Source organism: Streptomyces sp. NPDC005492, from assembly GCF_040605995.1.
In the GTDB taxonomy this organism is placed as follows: domain Bacteria; phylum Actinomycetota; class Actinomycetes; order Streptomycetales; family Streptomycetaceae; genus Streptomyces.
Map to the genome: position 1 here is coordinate 111,440 of NZ_JBEXDX010000008.1, position 16,183 is coordinate 127,622.

The following is a 16,183-nucleotide window of genomic DNA, read 5'->3' on the forward strand; positions in this document are numbered from 1 at the left end:
TGCTATCGATCAAGTGACTCAGACGGGGGTTACGTTCTCCGCCTGCGGGCCCTTCGGGCCCTGGGTCACGTCGAAGGAGACCTGCTGGTTCTCCTCCAGCGAACGGAAGCCGCTCGCGTTGATCGCGGAGTAGTGAACGAAGACGTCGGGGCCGCCGCCTTCTTGGGCGATGAAGCCAAAGCCCTTTTCGGCGTTGAACCACTTCACGGTTCCGGTAGCCATAAGCCCTCCTTGGGCCCAAAGGGTTGCCCTGCTCCAGAACCCTGCAAGTGTGAAAACAAGTCCCGCACTACTGCATACGTCTGAAAACGACTAGAGCCTGCGGTTACATGCTCCGCAGGCTCTGTACTGCAAGGGAAACCAAACTGCAACTTGCGGCGAGCCTAGCATGTGGGCAGCCGAAAGCAATAGAGGCCAAGATCACATCACCCGGACGTTTGAAGATCGCCAAAGGCTTGACTGTGGGGCCGAAGTATGGAGCGTACCTCATGAGGTCTAGCCTCACGTTGTGGACAATTCTCGCACCCGGCCGCGCGTCGGCCACATCCAGTTCCTGAACTGCCTGCCTCTGTACTGGGGGCTCGCGAGAACAGGCACGCTTCTCGACTTCGAGCTCACCAAGGACACCCCGGAGAAGCTCAGCGAGCAGTTGGTGCAGGGGGACCTCGACATCGGGCCCATCACGCTCGTCGAGTTCCTCCGCAACGCGGACGACCTGATCGCCTTCCCCGACATCGCCGTCGGCTGCGACGGCCCGGTGATGTCCTGCGTGATCGTCTCGCAGGTCCCGCTGGACCAGCTCGACGGCCGCCGCGTCGCCCTCGGCTCGACCTCGCGGACCTCCGTCCGGCTCGCCCAGCTCCTCCTCGCCGAGCGGTACGGCGTCCAGCCCGACTACTACACCTGCCCGCCCGACCTGAGCCTGATGATGCGGGAGGCGGAGGCGGCCGTACTCATCGGTGACACCGCGCTGCGCGCCAACCTCCTCGACGGGCCCCGCTTCGGGCTCGAAGTGCACGACCTCGGCTCGCTCTGGAAGGAGTGGACCGGGCTGCCCTTCGTCTTCGCCGTCTGGGCCGCCCGCCGCGACTACCTGGAGCGCGAACCGGTCATCACCCGCAAGGTCCACGAGGCCTTCCTCGCCTCCCGCAACCTCTCCCTTGAGGAGGTCGGCAAGGTCGCCGAACAGGCCGCCCGCTGGGAGGAGTTCGACGAGGAGGTCCTGGAGCGGTACTTCACCACCCTCGACTTCCGCTTCGGCGGCCCCCAGCTCGCCGCGGTCGCCGAGTTCGCCCGCCGGGTGGGACCCACGACCGGCTTCCCGGCCGACGTGAACGTGGATCTGCTCCAGCCGTAATCACGGGAGGGGCGCTCCACTACCCTGCTGGAAGTCGTACGGGGGAGGGGTGGACGGCATGCAGCCGCTCGGAGACGACGAACCCGCGGTCGTGGGGCCCTACCGGCTGCTCGGCCGGCTCGGCTCCGGCGGGATGGGCCGGGTCTATCTCGGGCGCAGCGCGGGCGGCCGTACGGTCGCGGTCAAGATCGTGCATCCGCACTTCGCGCTCGACGAGGAGTTCCGGGCCCGCTTCCGCCGTGAGGTCGACGCCGCGCGCCGGGTGGGCGGTGCCTGGACCGCGCCCGTCCTGGACGCCGACCCGGAGGCCGCGGTGCCGTGGGTGGCCACGGCGTACGCGGCCGGTCCGTCGCTCTCCGCCGCCGTCGCGGACGGCGGGCCGCTGCCGATTCCTTCCGTACGGGCGCTGGGCGCGGGCCTCGCCGAAGCGCTGGTCGCCGTCCACGAACTGGGGCTCGTGCACCGGGACGTGAAGCCGTCCAACGTGCTGCTGACCCTGGACGGTCCGCTCCTCATCGACTTCGGGATCGCCCGCGCCACGGACGGCACCACCTCCCTCACCTCCACCGGCGTCTCCGTCGGCTCGCCCGGCTACATGGCCCCCGAGCAGATCCTCGGGAAGGGCGCGACCGGCGCCTCGGACGTCTTCTCCCTGGGGGCGGTGCTCGCCTACGCGGCCACCGGCGAGTCGCCCTTCCCCGGCGACTCCTCGGCCGCCCTCCTCTACAAGGTCGTCCACGAGGAGCCCCAACTGGGGGAGATGGGTGGTGAGTTGCGGGAGCTGGTGAGTGTCTGTCTGGCGAAGGACCCGGCCGTTCGGCCCAGCCCCGGTGAGGTGGGCCGGCTGCTCGCCCCTGAGGGTGCCGCCCGGCTGGTGGCCGGTGGGTGGCTGCCGGGGGCGCTGGTGGAGCAGGTCAGCCGAAGTGCCGTACACCTGCTGAATCTTGAGGCGGCGGGGGTGGCCGAGGGAGTGCCGTCGGGGTCTTCCGGGCCGGTGGGCTTCAGCAACTCCTCGTCGGGAGCGGGGGCGTTCGGGCCGCCGCCGGTGATGCCCGTGGCGCCGATGGCACCCATGACTCCGACCGTCACGCCCGGTCTTGTGCCCGAGCCGCGTGACGCGGCTCCGCACGACACCCTTCCCCCTGATTCCGGTCAGCGCCCGGGGAAGGTCTCCGTCTCCCTTGCCGCCACGGCCGCTCCGGGGGTCAACGGGCGGGGGCGCAAGGTCAGTTGCTCGGTCGTGCTCGCCGTCGCCGGGGCGCTCGCGGCGGTGACCGTGGGGTCGGTCCTCCTGTTCCGGATGCTGCCGGGCGACGGGGGTACGGACACCTCCGCGGGCTCCGCGAAGGAACCTACGGCGGGGAGCACGCCGAGCAGCAGCAGTACGCAGAGCGCGCCCGCGGCCACGCCGGGCGGGACCGTCCCCGCCTCCTATCTCGGCACCTGGCAGGGCGACGGCACCGCCCTCGGCGGCACCCTCCCGGACGGGACCTTCCGGCTCACGGTGCGCAAGGCGGCCGTAGGACAGCAGTTGGGCGTTCTGCGGCAGACCGACACGCTCGGCGGTGTCTGCGACGACGTACTGACCCTGAAGCAGGTGACGAAGACCCGGCTCGTCGCCACGGCCGCGGGCGCGAAGACGAACCGTGACGTGTGCAACCAGGCCGCCCACACGGTCACCCTCACCCCCACCGGCGACGACCTCACCTACGCGTCGGACAGTTCGGCCGAGGGTTCGCCGACCGCGCGGATGTCCAAGGTCGGGTAGTCGCGCGGTGGACTACGACCATCTGCTGATCGCCCTCGCGGGGGTGTGGGGCGCGGGCGCGGGGGCGGTGGTGGCGCGGGTCGGCCGGCGTGGTGCCGGTACCGCGCTCCTCGTCACGCTGGTGTGCGTCGCCCTCGCCGTGGCCACCGGGATCAGGCCCGAACTGGTGGTCTGGCTGCTGCTCGCGCCGGCCGCCCTGCTGCCCGCCCCCGCCGACCGGGCGCTTCCCCTCGCGGGTGCCGCTCTCATCCTTCTCGGCCTCGTCTTCTTCCTGCCCGAACACGCCGGTCACTGGACGGACGCGCTGCTCGGGGGCCCGGTGCTGGGGGCGGGCTACTTCGGTCTGTCCCGTCTCGATCCCGGTGGCGGTCTGGGCCTGGGGGAGGTGCGGCTCGCGGTCGGGGTGGGGGTCGTACTCGGGTGGTACGGCTGGCCGACCGTGATGCTGGGCGCCTTCGCGGGGTTTCTGCTCCGGGCGTTGTACGCGGGTGTCCTTGCCAGGAGGGGCGCGCGTGCCGTCCCATTCGGGCCGTTTCTGCTCGCCGGTGCCTTTCTCGGGCTGCTGGTCGGTGCCTTCACGGCCTGAGGTCGGGACGCGACAGGCGCTGGCGTAGGCTGGCTGAGTCCGTCCACAACCCTTGACGAAAGGGACGCCCCGGTGACCGAGAAGGCCGAGCTTCAGTCCGTCCTCGACCGTGCCGCCGAGGGCGGGCGCATCACCCCCGAAGAGGCCCTCGACCTCTACCGCGACGCCCCGCTGCACGCGCTCGGCGCCGCCGCCGACGCCGTACGCAAGCGTCGGTACGCGGGGACCGAGCACATCGCGACGTACATCATCGAGCGGAACATCAACTACACGAACGTGTGCGTCACGGCGTGCAAGTTCTGTGCCTTCTACGCCGCGCCCAAGGACACCGCCAAGGGCTGGACGCGTGACCTCGACGACATTCTGCGGCGCTGCGCCGAGACCGTCGAACTCGGCGGCACCCAGATCATGTTCCAGGGCGGGCACCACCCCGACTACGGCGTCGAGTACTACGAGAAGCACTTCGCCGCGATCAAGGGCGCCTTCCCACAACTGGTCATCCACTCCCTCGGCGCCTCCGAGGTCGAGCACATGGCCCGGATCAGCGGGGTGTCGGTCGAGGAGGCCATCACCCGTATCCACGCGGCCGGTCTCAACTCCTTCGCGGGTGCCGGCGCGGAGTTGCTGCCCGCGCGCCCCCGCAAGGCCATCGCGCCGCTCAAGGAATCCGGCGAGCGCTGGCTGGAGATCATGGAGGCCGCGCACAACCTGGGCGTCGAGTCCACGTCGACCATGCTCATGGGCACCGGCGAGACCAACGCCGAGCGCATCGAGCACCTCCGGATGATCCGAGACGTACAGGACCGGACCGGTGGCTTCCGCGCCTTCATCCCGTACACCTACCAGCCCGAGAACAACCACCTCAAGGGCCGCACGCAGGCCACGCTCTTCGAGTACCTGCGGATGATCGCCATCGCGCGCCTCTTCATGGACAACATCGCCCATATCCAGGGCAGTTGGCTCACCACCGGCAAGGAGGTCGGCCAACTCTCCCTGCACTACGGCGCGGACGACCTCGGCTCGATCATGCTGGAGGAGAACGTCGTCTCCTCGGCCGGTGCCAAGCACCGCTCCAACCGCATGGAGATCATCGACCTCATCCGCAAGGCGGGGCGCGTCCCGGCCCAGCGGACCACGACGTACGAGCACATCGTCGTCCACGACGACCCGGCGAACGACCCCGTCGACGAGCGGGTCATGTCGCACATCTCGTCCACGGCGATCGAAGGCGGCACCGCTCACCCCGAGTTGAAGCTGCTCTCCGCCAACTAGGGCCGCCGTGCTGACGATTCACACGGCGGACAAGGGCGGGGCCGTCGCTGTCGAAGGCGCCCGGATCGCGGGTGTGGGGACGCTGGCGGAGGTCCAGGAGCGGTTTCCGGGTGCGCGGGTGCGGAGTTGGCCGGGTGTCCTGGGTCCGGCCCGCGTCCACGAGGGCCCACTTCCGGACGCGCCGAGCCCGCGTGAGCGGATCCACGCCGTACTGAAGATGGGCGCGACCGCTGTCCTGGCGGAGCATGTCGACTCACCCGAACTCCGTTCCGCGGCGGAGCGGAACGATGTGGTGATCCTCGCCGCCCCACGCCCCGCGGTTCTGTCCGGCCGAGCCGACCTCGCCGTGTTCGACGAGGCCGGTACGTGCATCGCGACGGTGTGTGCGGGGCGGCTGGTGCACCGGCGCCGCTGACCCCCGGAGGGGACCTCAGCCCGCGAAGGCCTTCGCGAAGGCGCCCGAGCTCTGGGTCACCCCGCTGCAGTCGGTCGCCGCGTCGTCGTTCGAACTCCCGCTCTCGCACTGCTGGTCGCGGAACGTCGACCACATCGACACCCAGGCGATCTGCTTCTCCTCGGCGAACGTCCGCACCTGTGCCGCGTCCGCGAGCGAGAACGTCTCGCCCGACACGTCGTTCACGCCGATCATCGAGGTGAGCGCCATGCCCTGCCAGGCGCCGGCGTCCGAGAGGCCGAAGACCTTCTTGAGCTGGGTGTGTGTGGCCGTGGCCGAGGTGATCGCGTAGTCGCCCACGTCGGCGGTGTACGACTCGCCGTAGTTCATCGTCATGATGTTGACGGTGGAGACCGCGACCGCGTTGTCGTTGGCGGACTCCAGCAGCGCCAGGCTGTCGGAGTCGAGGCCGCTGGGCATCACCGGGAGCGTGAAGGAGACCTTGAGGTCGGTGCGTTCCTTCTGAAGCAGGGCTATCGCCTTGGAGCGCAGGGCGACCGAGGTGGAGTCGGTCAGGGTGTCGCCCTCGATGTCGAAGTCGGCCTGGGTCGAGCCGGCCGCGTCCAGCGCTTCGCCGTAGGCCTTCGCGAGCGCTGTCGCGCTGGTGCAGGTCGTGGCCAGCTCCTTGCCGGAGGCCCCGCCGAAGGAGACGCGGACGGTGGCGCCGGAGGTCTTCAGCGCCGCGATCCTGGATTTCACGGCCGCGTTGTCGATGGCGGTCGTGCCGTTCCACTTCGGCGTGCAGGTGCTGCCGTCGGCGATGGCGAAGGCGAGGTTGTACGCCGTCGGAGACCCGCTGTCGTCCATGTCGGCCGCGGTGGTGACGCTGACGTACGGGGCGTAGGACGTGGTCGACGACGGTGTCGACGAGGCGCTTTCGGAGGGCGCCGTACTCGTCTGCTGGGTCGCTTCGGGTGCCGCGTCCGACGTGTCGTCGGAGCTTGAGGAGCACCCGGTGACCGTCAGGGCAAACAAGCAGGTGAGCCCGGCCGCCGGTTTCAGGAAACTCCTCATTGAGCATGCACCCTTTCCGCGTGGGGACGGTGATTTCTGTCTCAGGATGGAAACAGAGTCGGTTTCCGAAGCCTAAATGAAGCACATGGGGCTGTGTCTTACGAAGACAGATAAAACATAGGAAACCCACGGGTACCGATGCGCGAAACGGTCAAGTCGGGCGACGAAGTGGATAATTGGGGACACTACTGACACTGGCTGTTCATAAGGCGTTTCCTGGCTTCTCTAAGGGAAGAGACAGGTTGCGTCGATTTTCTGGGCAGGCTCACAAGTGATTCCGAGTTTTGGCCACATAAAGCCCGCCTAATATCTGGGGAATGCAATCCGAGTCCGCCATCGAAAACCCCGCCTCCGAGCGGGGTCGCCGCCGTAAACGCGGCAACGGGTCCGCAGAAGGCCCCGTGTTCGTTGACAACTCCGGCCGCCGGTCAAAGGTGCTGCGCCGGATCGGCCTCCTCATGGGTGTCGTCTGCCTGGGGTACGCGTTCGTACTCGGCATGGCGTTCATGGGCTGGGGCATCTCCGTCAACCCGTCCTCGCTGCTGCCGTTCGGCGGCGGCCAGGCCGGGTCGGCTCCGGGCGGCGGCTACGGCCCCGCCGGCGGCAGAGGCGGCGTGGCGCCCTCCGGTGTTCCGACCGGCGCGCCCACCGACATCCCCTCGGGCGCCCCCACGGGCGCGGCCCCGTCCGCCTCAGCCACCGCACAGTAACCGGAGCGCGACCGCAGCCATGACTACGACGACTCCCTCGCGCGGGCGCCGCCGCGCCCCCACCCGGATGGAGCGCGCGGCCGGCAAGGCCGCCGCCCTCCAACGGCCCCGGGTGATTCTCGCCCTGCTGCTTCTCCTCGGCCTCACCTGCGTGATGCTGCTCGACGGCTACCTGCGCGCGGAAGTCGGCGGAGACCAGCGCGTCCGGGACGGCGCGAGCGCCAGCAAGGTCCCCGACAAGGTGCTCAACGGCGGCCCGATCCTGACCTTCCGCAATGGTCAGCCGGTCACCCAGACCATTCCGAAGAAGACCATCGTCCTCACCTTCGACGACGGCCCGAACCCCACCTACACACCGACAGTTCTGAAGATCCTCAAGAAGTACGACGTCCCCGCCACGTTCTTCCTGGTGGGCTCGATGGTCTCGCGCTACCCGGACATCGTGAAGCAGATGGTCTCGCAGGGGAACGAGGTGGGCATCCACACCTTCACCCACGTCGACCTCTCCTACCAGAGCGACGCCCGTATCAAGCGGGAGATGGAACAGACGCAGCTCGCGCTGGCGGGCGCGGCCGGCATCACCACGACGCTGTTCCGCGCGCCGTACTCCTCGGAGACGGATGCCATCGACAACTACAGCTACCCCGTCTACAAGACGCTCGGTGCCGAGGGCTACACCAGTGTCTTCGTCGACACCGACAGCGACGACTGGAAGCAGCCCGGCGTCGCGAAGATCATCAAGTGGGCGACTCCGTCCGGGACTTCGGGCTCCTCGGTGCTCTTCCACGACGCCGGTGGGGTGCGCTCGCAGACCATGAAGGCGCTGCCCACGTACATCGCGAAGATGAAGGCGAAGGGCTACACGTTCACCACCGTGAGCGGCGCCATCGCCAAGAACGCCGCGACCCAGCGTCCCGTCACGAGCACCGGCGCCGCAGCGGGTACCAGCACCGGCACGGTCACGGCCGGCGCGCAGCCCTCCGCCGCGCCCACGGCCGGTGCCCCCGCCGGCACCGCGCCCGGCAGCGGCCAGACGACGGTCGGTTCGGCCGCCGGCGGCAGCGGGAACAGTAACGGGAACGGCAACGGCCGGATCTCGGCCCTCCAGGCGGCCCACCGCGAGGCCACCGGCATGACCCTCTACGAGGGCAAGTCGCTGATCTGGGCGGTCAGAGTCGCCGAGTGGGTGGTGCCGGGACTCGCGGCGGGCCTGACCGTCGTCGGCGTCGCCGTCATGAGCCGGTTCGGGATGATGCTGATCCTCGCCCGGCGCCACTACAGACAGCGCAACAAACGCCGGTTCAGTTGGGGAGCGACCGTCACCCGCCCGGTGACGGTGATCGTCCCGGCGTACAACGAGAAGGAGTGCATCGCCAACACCCTTGAGTCGCTGGCGAAGAGCACCCATCCGATCGAGATCATCGTCGTCGACGACGGCTCCTCGGACGGCACCTCCGAGATCGCCCGCGAGGCGGCCCGCTCGTTCGGCATGAACAACGTCCGGGTCATCCGCCAGGAGAACGCGGGCAAGCCGGCCGCCCTCAACAACGGTGTGCGCAACGCCAGTTACGACATCGTCATCATGATGGACGGCGACACCGTCTTCGAGCCGGACGCCGTGCACCAACTGGTGCAGCCCTTCGCCGACCCCGAGGTCGGCGCGGTCGCGGGCAACGCCAAGGTCGGCAACCGCAACACCGTCATCGGCGCCTGGCAGCACATCGAGTACGTGATGGGCTTCAACCTCGACCGCCGTATGTACGACCTGCTGCGCTGCATGCCCACCATCCCGGGTGCGATCGGCGCGTTCCGCCGCGAGGCGGTGCTCGCCGTCGGCGGCATGAGCGAGGACACCCTCGCCGAGGACACCGACATCACCATCGCCCTGCACCGCGAGGGCTGGCGGGTCGTCTACCAGGAGCACGCCAGGGCCTGGACCGAGGCCCCGGCCTCACTGAAGCAGCTCTGGTCGCAGCGCTACCGCTGGTCCTACGGCACCATGCAGGCCCTGTGGAAGCACCGCAAGTCCCTTACGGACAAGGGTCCTTCGGGCCGCTTCGGCCGGGTCGGGATGCCCCTGGTGGTGATCTTCCAGATCATCACGCCGGTCTTCGCCCCGCTGATCGACGTCTTCACCGTCTACTCGATGATCTTCGTCGACTTCTGGGCGTCCCTCGCGATGTGGTTCGCGGTGCTCGGCATCCAGCTCTTCTGCGCGGCCTACGCCTTCCGGCTCGACCGGGAGAAGTACCGCTATCTGATGATGCTGCCGCTCCAGCAGCTCGCCTACCGCCAGATGATGTACCTCGTCCTCATCCACTCCTGCATCACCGCCCTGACGGGCGGCCGGCTGCGCTGGCAGAAACTCAAGCGCACCGGTGAGGTCGGCACACCGGCGGGAGCGAGCTGATGACCTGGGAGCAGCAGGGGTACGGCGGCTACGGGCAGCCCCAGCAGCCCCAACAGCCGTACGGCTACGAGGGGTACGGCCAGCCTCAGCCGTACGGCCAGCCCCCACAGCCGTACCCGTATCAGCAACAGCCGTATCAACAGCAGCCGTACCAGCAGCAGTCGCCGTATCCGCAGCAACACGGGGCGTCGGCCGCCGTGGACGAGACGGCGACGCTGCCCCCGATCGACGCGGAGCCGGAGCCCGCAGCGGAGCCGGTGGCCGAGGAGGTCGTAGCAGAGCGGGAGTCCGCGCCCGCGCCCAAACCGGCGGGCCGGGACCGGTACTTCGACACCCTGCGGGCGATCGCGCTGATCCGGGTCGTGACCTACCACACCTTCGGGTGGGCCTGGTGCGGGATGGTGTTCCCCTCCATGGGGATCATGTTCGGCCTGGCCGGGACGCTGATGGCCAAGTCCCTTGAGCGGCCCGCGTTCAAGGTGGTCAAGAGCCGGATGCGGAGGCTGCTGCCGCCGTTCTGGTTCTGGGGCTTCTTCGTGGTCCTTGCGATGCTCGTCCACGACTGGATGCCGGGCTGGCAGATCGTCTTCTGGGTGGTGCCGGTCGGCGATCCGCCGGGCAACGCCTGGGGCACGCAGGCCTGGGAGATCCTCTGGTACCTGCGGACGTACCTCTGGTTCGTCCTGCTCTCGCCTGCCCTGCTGTGGATCTTCCGCAAGGCGCCGATCCCGGTGCTGCTGCTGACCCTGGTGCCGATCGTGGTCCTCAAGTTCGTGTGGGCGGGGCCGGACAACCGCTTCGGCAACGCGCTCTGGGACCTGTCGACGTACCTCTTCTGCTGGATCCTCGGCTTCGCCCACCGCGACGGGGTGCTCCAGAAACTGAAGCCCTTCCTGGTGGTCACGCTCTCGATCGCCGCGATCGGCTTCGGCGGCTGGTACGCCTTCACCCACCAGGCCGAGGCCGGCACCTACGACCTGGACGAGAACCCGCTCGCCCAGACCTACTGGTCGGCCGGCTACGTCATGCTGCTGATGTGGGCCAAGGCCTACTTCAACATCGACTTCGCCTGGCTGACCCGCTTCAAGAAGCTGGACCGGGCCGTCACGATCTTCAACGCGCGGGCGGTGACGATCTATCTCTGGCACGAGATCGCACTGGTCCTGGCGGTGCCGCTGATCGACCAGTTCTGGAACGTGCCCGCGTTCGAGAAGTGGCTGCCGCTGGAGAGCCAGTGGTTCATGTTCGGCATCGGCTGGATCCTCATCGTCGTCTTCATCCTGCTCTGCGGCTGGGTGGAGGACGTGGCGGCGAAGAAGAAACCGAGACTGCTGCCCTCGTGAGATTCCTTTTCGACGCGTGGGCTTCGGGCCGGGCGCCTTCGGGCTGCCCGGCCCGTACTGCCACAATGGGCCCGTGACCCGCGCATCCCTGGACAAGCAGCCGCACGAAGTCGCCTCGATGTTCGACGACGTGGCGGAACGGTACGACCTCACCAACGACGTGCTGTCGCTCGGCCAGGACCGCCGATGGCGCAAGGAGGTCACCAAGGCGGTCGACGCCCGCCCCGCGCAGAAGATCCTGGACCTGGCCGCCGGTACGGCCACCTCCTCGCTCCCCTTCGCCCGCAGCGGCGCCTATGTCGTCCCCTGCGACTTCTCCCTCGGCATGCTCCAGGTCGGCAAGAAGCGCCACCCCTGGCTGCCGCTCACGGCCGGCGACGCCACCAAGCTGCCGTTCAAGGACGACACCTTCGACGCCGTGACCATCTCCTTCGGGCTGCGCAATGTGCAGGACACGGACACCGCGCTGCGCGAGCTGTACCGGGTGACCAAGCCCGGCGGCCGGGTCGTCATCTGCGAGTTCTCGCATCCGACCTGGGCGCCCTTCCGCACGGTCTACACCGAGTACCTGATGCGCGCGCTGCCGCCGGTCGCCCGCGCGGTCTCCTCGAACCCCGACGCGTACGTCTACCTCGCCGAGTCCATCCGCGCCTGGCCCGACCAGCCCGCCCTGGCCGAGCGGCTGCGCAAGGCCGGTTGGTCCAAGGTCGCCCACCGCAACCTCAGCGGCGGGATCGTCGCCCTGCACCGCGGCTTCAAGGACCGCGTGGGCTGCTAGCTGATCACCGTCGAGATGAACGCGTCGCCCGGCGGCTCGTCCAGCTCGCGCTGCATCCCGCCACTGGGCGGCTTCGGCACGCGCGGCTCACGCATCCCGCCCCCGCCGTCCCCGTCACCGAAGTCGAACCACACGTAGACGACGGAGTCCCGCGGCACCTCGGCATCGGGCTGCGGATACTGCCGTACGACGTAGTCGACGACGGCGAGATGGAAGTCCGGCCGGTCCGGCGAGTTGATGAACAGCCCGCGTGACTGGGCCGTCTCGCGCGCGTCCACGGCCATCAGGCCGACGAGCCGCGGCACGCGCACTTCGGGTGTTTTGGGTGTTAAGCGCACAGATGTCACCCCCCAGCGGTACCGGAAGGGTAACCCCGGTCCGGTCCCGACCGGAAGCGCCAAGTGTCGTTCTGTAGCCGATAGTTACTCTGAGTTACCGAGTCACAGTGTGAGCCGGTAGCAGTGGCCCTCCTCCTCGCGCGAGGGCGTGGTGAAGACCTCTTCGAGGTGCATGCCCAGCCGCCGGGTCACCGCGATCGACCGCGCGTTGCGGGCCAGCACCATCGCCACCACGCTCGGCACCCCCGCCGCCCGCACCCGCTCCAGGGTGGTCTCGGCCGCCGCCGTGGCATACCCCTGGCCCCAGAACTCCCGCCCCAGCCGCCAGCCGATCTCGATCTCGCCCTTGGGCCCCCAGTCCTGCGGCCACGGCTGGGCCCCGGTGAAACCGATGACCCGGTCCTTCTCGTCGAGCATCGTCCACAGACAGAAACCGCGCTCCGCGTCGTGCCGGCGCTGGCGGGCGGTCAACTCCTCGTAGACGGACAACTCCGCGGACCGGCCGCCGTGGAACTCCATGACGTCGGGGTCGTCGAAGACCCGGTGCCAGGCGATCGCGTCCTCGTCGGTGGGGACACGCAGCCGTACTGCGGGGAGTGCTCGGTTCACGGGGGCAGCCCTTCAGCCGGGTGATCAGCGACGCTGAATAGACTGCCCATGTCCAGTGCCCGTCGGCACGCAGATTCCGAACTTGGGGAGATCCCGCCGTGACCGAGCCCCTCTCCGAAAACACCGCCGATGTGATCGTCGTCGGCGCGGGGCCAGCCGGCTCCGCCACCGCCTACCACCTCGCCAAGTCCGGACTCGACGTCCTCCTCCTGGAGAAGACCGAGTTCCCGCGCGAGAAGGTCTGCGGCGACGGCCTCACCCCGCGTGCCACCAAGCAGCTCGTGGCCATGGGCATCGACATCTCCGAGGAGGCCGGCTGGCTGCGCAACAAGGGCCTGCGCATCATCGGCGGCGGTGTGCGCCTCCAGTTGGACTGGCCGGAACTCGCCACCTTCCCGGACTACGGTCTCGTCCGTAAGCGCGACGACTTCGACGAGCAGCTCGCCCGCAACGCCCAGAAAGCGGGCGCCCGCCTCTACGAGCGCTGCAACGTCGGAGCCCCGATCACCGACGAGCGCACCGGCCGTATCACCGGCGTGCACGCCAAGCTCGGCGAGGAGAAACGCGAAGTCACCTTCCACGCCCCCCTGGTGGTCGCCGCCGACGGCAACTCCACCCGCCTGTCCCTCGCGATGGGCCTCCACCGCCGCGAGGACCGCCCGATGGGCGTCGCGGTACGGACGTACTTCACTTCGCCCCGCCACGAGGACGACTACCTGGAGTCCTGGCTGGAACTGTGGGACCGCCGCGGCGCCGAGGACCGCCTCCTGCCCGGCTACGGCTGGATCTTCGGCATGGGCGACGGCACCTCCAACGTCGGCCTCGGCGTGCTCAACACCTCCGACTCCTTCAAGGAGCTGGACTGGCGCGAGGTGCTGAAGGCCTGGTGCGCGTCCATGCCCGAGGACTGGGGCTACACCCCCGAGAACATGACCGGCCCGATCCGCGGCGCCGCCCTCCCCATGGCCTTCAACCGCCAGCCCCACTACACGAAGGGGTTGTTGTTGGTCGGCGACGCCGGCGGCCTGGTGAACCCCTTCAACGGCGAGGGCATCGCCTACGCCATGGAGTCCGGCCAGATCGCCGCCGACGTCATCGTCCAGGCCCACGCCCGCCCCACCCCCGCGAGCCGCGAACTCGCCCTCCAGCGCTACCCGCGCGTCCTCAAGGACACCTACGGCGGCTACTACACGCTGGGCCGCGCCTTCGTGAAGCTCATCGGCAACCCGAAGGTCATGAAGATCGCGGCCCAGCGCGGCCTCACCCACCCCCTGCTGATGAAGTTCACCCTGAAGATGCTGGCCAACCTCACCGACCCCACGGGCGGCGACGCGATGGACCGCATCATCAACGGGCTGAGCAAGGTGGCGCCGAAGGCGTAGCGGGGCGCAGCGGAGACCAGGGGCCGCACGGCCCCTGGCCCGGCCGAGGCGGGCGTCGCACACCGGCATCCGTGCACGACGATCTGGATCCCCGGGGCGTCGTTGAAGCCCATCCGGGTCGGCTGGTACCGGTGGCAGCACTGCCCGGTCGGCGATCACTGGGCTGGGTGGTCCCCGTCAGGGACGAGAACCTGACCCCACAGGACCGGATGCGCGCCGAACTGCACCACGACGTGCCCCTGCCGTGACGCCCCGCCACGCGCGGCCGTCAACTCCCGGTCAGCGCCGCGGCCTTGACTGCCCGGCGGGCGAACACCTCGTCCCGCCGGTCCGCCACCTGCCGCAGGGCTTCCTTGCGGTCCCGCTTGGAGAGCCGGTCCAGATAGAGCCGGCCGTTGACGTGATCGGTCTCGTGGGCGAGGCAGCGCGCGAAGTACCCCGTGCCCTCGATCACCAGCGCCCGGCCGTCCTTGTCGAGCCCGCGCACCACGGCCCGGTCCGGACGCGGTACGTCCATCACCGCGCCCGGCACCGACAGACAGCCCTCGCCCTCGTCGAGCAGCCGGCGCCCGGCCGGGTCGAGCGGGTCCAGCACCGGGTTGACGATGTGTCCGACATGTCGGACACCGTCGTCATCGGGGCAGTCGTACACGAACAGACGCAGATCCACGCCCACTTGATTGGCCGCGAGGCCGGCCCCTTCGGCGACGTACATGGTGAGGAACATGTCGTCGATGAGCGCGGTGAGATCGGGCCCGAACTCGGTGACGTCCCGGCTGGGCCTGTGCAGGACCTCTTCGCCGACCTCGGTGACACGGCGCACGCAACCGCGCCCGGCCTCGGGTGCGTGGCGCGGATAGGAGTCGACGGGACTTCCCTGAACGAAGACACGTGGCATGGATGACTCTCCTCGGGTTTGGTGTCCGGCCTTCTGGTTAGCCGTACTTGAGAACCTTGAGAAGAGACCCTGTCAGGAGCGCCGCGGACTCCGGTAGAGGGAACGCCGAGGGGACCGCTGCCTCCGAGCGGCAGCGGCCCCATGCTCACGGCGTCGGACGGGGGCTCAGAGCACCCGCACCGCGCCGGTCGGCGGGTCGTACGACAGCGGCTTCTCCACGATGCCGGTGGAGGGGTTCTGCGCGCCGACGAACATGCCGTCGCCCACGTACACCGCCACGTGGTAGGCGCTTCCGGCGCTGCCCCAGTAGAGGATGTCGCCCGCCTGCAGGTTGCTCAGGGAGACCTGAGTACCGGCGGTCGACTGGTCCTGGGAGACGCGCGGCAGACTGACGCCGACCTGCTTGAAGGCGGCCTGCACAAGACCGGAACAGTCGTACGCGCTGGGGCCGGTGGCGCCCAGGACGTAGGACTTGCCGATCTGGGCCTTCACGAAGGAGACGATCGCGGCGGCCGAACCGGTGGCCGTGGACGTGCTCGTCGTCGTGCTCGTGGAGGCGCTGGTGGACGTCGAGGCGGACAGGGTGGTCCGCTCCGCGCTGCGGGACGCCGCCTGGGCGGCAGCGGCCTTGCGGGCGGCCTCCTGGGCCTTCTTCTTCGCCTCCGCCTTCTTCTTGGCGACCGCGAGGTCCGCCTTGGCCTGCTTTGCGGCGTTCGCGGCGGCCGCGTCGCGCTCGGCGCGCAGTTGGTAGTTCGCCGCGGCCTGTTGGGTGGCCTCGGCGGACTGTGCGACCTGGGTGGACAGATCGGCCGTCAGGGTGGGCAGTTGCAGGGTCTGCGTCGTCTCGGCCGCGTTGGCCGATGCCGCGCCCGCCGCCGCCATGCTGAGAACGCCACCGGCAACTCCGGCACGCACGGCGATGTTCGTCGTCGCGCTGCGGCGGGGTTTCCGGTGGCTGCGTATGTGAGCGGTGTGGGACATGAGACCAACCGGTATCAGGGGCTCCTCCATACCTTCAAGAAACGTGTGGTGCGCCACAATTGTTCAACGGGCACCACGAAACCCCCTTGTGCCGTTCCTTATTGACGCCGTAACGGACATTGCGGACCCGACCGAACAGGCCCGTGATCACGGCCTTTCGTCGGTACGCCCGAATTGCCCGCCGCCTACCACCTGTTGGGACAGGTGGCCAAGCCCCGTTCTCATCCGCCTCTCATGAGTGTGGCGGAGGTCACGGAACGGTTACCGGAATGCGTGCGTCTCG

General features: G+C 69.0%; 16 protein-coding genes. 10 read left to right on the forward strand and 6 right to left on the reverse strand.

The annotated features are described in order from the left end of the window. Window positions 1–18 precede the first annotated feature (18 nt). Window positions 19–222, reverse strand: a complete 204-nt coding sequence (locus tag ABZT04_RS13805; protein ID WP_003992177.1) for a cold-shock protein — start codon at window positions 220–222, stop codon at window positions 19–21. A gap of 286 nt (window positions 223–508) precedes the next feature. Between ABZT04_RS13805 and ABZT04_RS13810 the strand changes: the two genes are divergently transcribed. The 5 genes from ABZT04_RS13810 to ABZT04_RS13830 all read left to right on the forward strand — a co-directional run bounded on the left by ABZT04_RS13810 (window position 509) and on the right by ABZT04_RS13830 (window position 5,398). Next, the gene (locus ABZT04_RS13810; RefSeq protein ID WP_356056389.1) at window positions 509–1,357 is read left to right on the forward strand and encodes a menaquinone biosynthesis protein; all 849 of its coding nucleotides are present in this window, start codon (window positions 509–511) and stop codon (window positions 1,355–1,357) included. Window positions 1,358–1,415: 58 nt separating this feature from the next. Beyond that, the gene (locus tag ABZT04_RS13815) at window positions 1,416–3,125 is read left to right on the forward strand and encodes a serine/threonine-protein kinase (RefSeq protein WP_356056390.1); all 1,710 of its coding nucleotides are present in this window, start codon (window positions 1,416–1,418) and stop codon (window positions 3,123–3,125) included. Between the two features lie 7 nt (window positions 3,126–3,132). Further along, window positions 3,133–3,711: a hypothetical protein gene (locus ABZT04_RS13820; RefSeq protein ID WP_356056392.1), complete on the forward strand. Its 579-nt coding sequence runs from the start codon at window positions 3,133–3,135 to the stop codon at window positions 3,709–3,711. A 72-nt stretch (window positions 3,712–3,783) separates the two neighbouring features. Next, window positions 3,784–4,983, forward strand: a complete 1,200-nt coding sequence (mqnC, locus tag ABZT04_RS13825) for a cyclic dehypoxanthinyl futalosine synthase (protein WP_356056394.1) — start codon at window positions 3,784–3,786, stop codon at window positions 4,981–4,983. 7 nt (window positions 4,984–4,990) lie between these two features. Further along, complete coding sequence (locus ABZT04_RS13830; protein WP_356056395.1) at window positions 4,991–5,398, forward strand: hypothetical protein; 408 nt, start codon at window positions 4,991–4,993, stop codon at window positions 5,396–5,398. 15 nt (window positions 5,399–5,413) lie between these two features. Here ABZT04_RS13830 and ABZT04_RS13835 read toward each other — a convergent pair whose 3' ends face one another. Continuing rightward, complete coding sequence (locus ABZT04_RS13835) at window positions 5,414–6,451, reverse strand: chitinase (RefSeq protein WP_356056396.1); 1,038 nt, start codon at window positions 6,449–6,451, stop codon at window positions 5,414–5,416. Window positions 6,452–6,768: 317 nt separating this feature from the next. Here ABZT04_RS13835 and ABZT04_RS13840 point away from each other — a divergent pair, with 317 nt between their 5' ends. The 4 genes from ABZT04_RS13840 (at window position 6,769) to ABZT04_RS13855 (ending at window position 11,692) form a co-directional block, all read left to right on the forward strand. Beyond that, window positions 6,769–7,161 (forward strand): hypothetical protein, encoded by a 393-nt coding sequence (locus tag ABZT04_RS13840; RefSeq protein ID WP_356056397.1) that lies wholly within the window; start codon window positions 6,769–6,771, stop codon window positions 7,159–7,161. Window positions 7,162–7,180: 19 nt separating this feature from the next. After that, on the forward strand, window positions 7,181–9,571 hold the full coding sequence (locus tag ABZT04_RS13845; RefSeq protein WP_356056398.1) for a bifunctional polysaccharide deacetylase/glycosyltransferase family 2 protein: 2,391 nt from the start codon (window positions 7,181–7,183) through the stop codon (window positions 9,569–9,571). Further along, complete coding sequence (locus ABZT04_RS13850; RefSeq protein ID WP_356056399.1) at window positions 9,571–10,914, forward strand: acyltransferase; 1,344 nt, start codon at window positions 9,571–9,573, stop codon at window positions 10,912–10,914. Before ABZT04_RS13845 ends, ABZT04_RS13850 begins: the two co-directional genes overlap by 1 nt. A gap of 73 nt (window positions 10,915–10,987) precedes the next feature. Next, window positions 10,988–11,692 carry a demethylmenaquinone methyltransferase gene (locus ABZT04_RS13855; protein ID WP_356056400.1) on the forward strand — a complete coding sequence of 235 codons (705 nt, stop codon included), beginning with the start codon at window positions 10,988–10,990 and terminating at the stop codon, window positions 11,690–11,692. Here ABZT04_RS13855 and ABZT04_RS13860 read toward each other — a convergent pair. Together ABZT04_RS13860 and ABZT04_RS13865 are read right to left on the reverse strand one after the other, a co-directional pair. Next, a complete protein-coding gene (locus tag ABZT04_RS13860) occupies window positions 11,689–12,003 on the reverse strand; it encodes a PASTA domain-containing protein (protein ID WP_356056401.1) in 315 nt (104 codons plus the stop codon). The two genes, ABZT04_RS13855 and ABZT04_RS13860, sit on opposite strands and share 4 nt — an antisense overlap. Window positions 12,004–12,132: 129 nt before the next feature. Continuing rightward, a complete protein-coding gene (locus ABZT04_RS13865; protein ID WP_356056402.1) occupies window positions 12,133–12,639 on the reverse strand; it encodes a GNAT family N-acetyltransferase in 507 nt (168 codons plus the stop codon). Between the two features lie 98 nt (window positions 12,640–12,737). Here ABZT04_RS13865 and ABZT04_RS13870 point away from each other — a divergent pair, with 98 nt between their 5' ends. After that, window positions 12,738–14,021 carry a geranylgeranyl reductase family protein gene (locus ABZT04_RS13870; protein WP_356056403.1) on the forward strand — a complete coding sequence of 428 codons (1,284 nt, stop codon included), beginning with the start codon at window positions 12,738–12,740 and terminating at the stop codon, window positions 14,019–14,021. Between the two features lie 268 nt (window positions 14,022–14,289). On the opposite strand, the gene def is transcribed toward ABZT04_RS13870, so the two are convergent. Then, window positions 14,290–14,919 (reverse strand): peptide deformylase, encoded by a 630-nt coding sequence (gene def / locus ABZT04_RS13875; RefSeq protein WP_356056404.1) that lies wholly within the window; start codon window positions 14,917–14,919, stop codon window positions 14,290–14,292. Between the two features lie 165 nt (window positions 14,920–15,084). Next, on the reverse strand, window positions 15,085–15,900 hold the full coding sequence (locus tag ABZT04_RS13880) for an NlpC/P60 family protein (protein WP_356056405.1): 816 nt from the start codon (window positions 15,898–15,900) through the stop codon (window positions 15,085–15,087). Window positions 15,901–16,183 lie beyond the last annotated feature (283 nt).

Coding starts and splice junctions, on each gene's coding strand:
- ABZT04_RS13805 (WP_003992177.1), bottom strand. CDS start 222: ATGGCTACCGGAACCGTGAAGTGGTTCAACGCCGAAAAGGGCTTTGGC.
- ABZT04_RS13815 (WP_356056390.1), top strand. CDS start 1,416: ATGCAGCCGCTCGGAGACGACGAACCCGCGGTCGTGGGGCCCTACCGG.
- ABZT04_RS13835 (WP_356056396.1), bottom strand. CDS start 6,451: ATGAGGAGTTTCCTGAAACCGGCGGCCGGGCTCACCTGCTTGTTTGCC.
- ABZT04_RS13840 (WP_356056397.1), top strand. CDS start 6,769: ATGCAATCCGAGTCCGCCATCGAAAACCCCGCCTCCGAGCGGGGTCGC.
- ABZT04_RS13845 (WP_356056398.1), top strand. CDS start 7,181: ATGACTACGACGACTCCCTCGCGCGGGCGCCGCCGCGCCCCCACCCGG.
- ABZT04_RS13850 (WP_356056399.1), top strand. CDS start 9,571: ATGACCTGGGAGCAGCAGGGGTACGGCGGCTACGGGCAGCCCCAGCAG.
- def (WP_356056404.1), bottom strand. CDS start 14,919: ATGCCACGTGTCTTCGTTCAGGGAAGTCCCGTCGACTCCTATCCGCGC.
- ABZT04_RS13880 (WP_356056405.1), bottom strand. CDS start 15,900: ATGTCCCACACCGCTCACATACGCAGCCACCGGAAACCCCGCCGCAGC.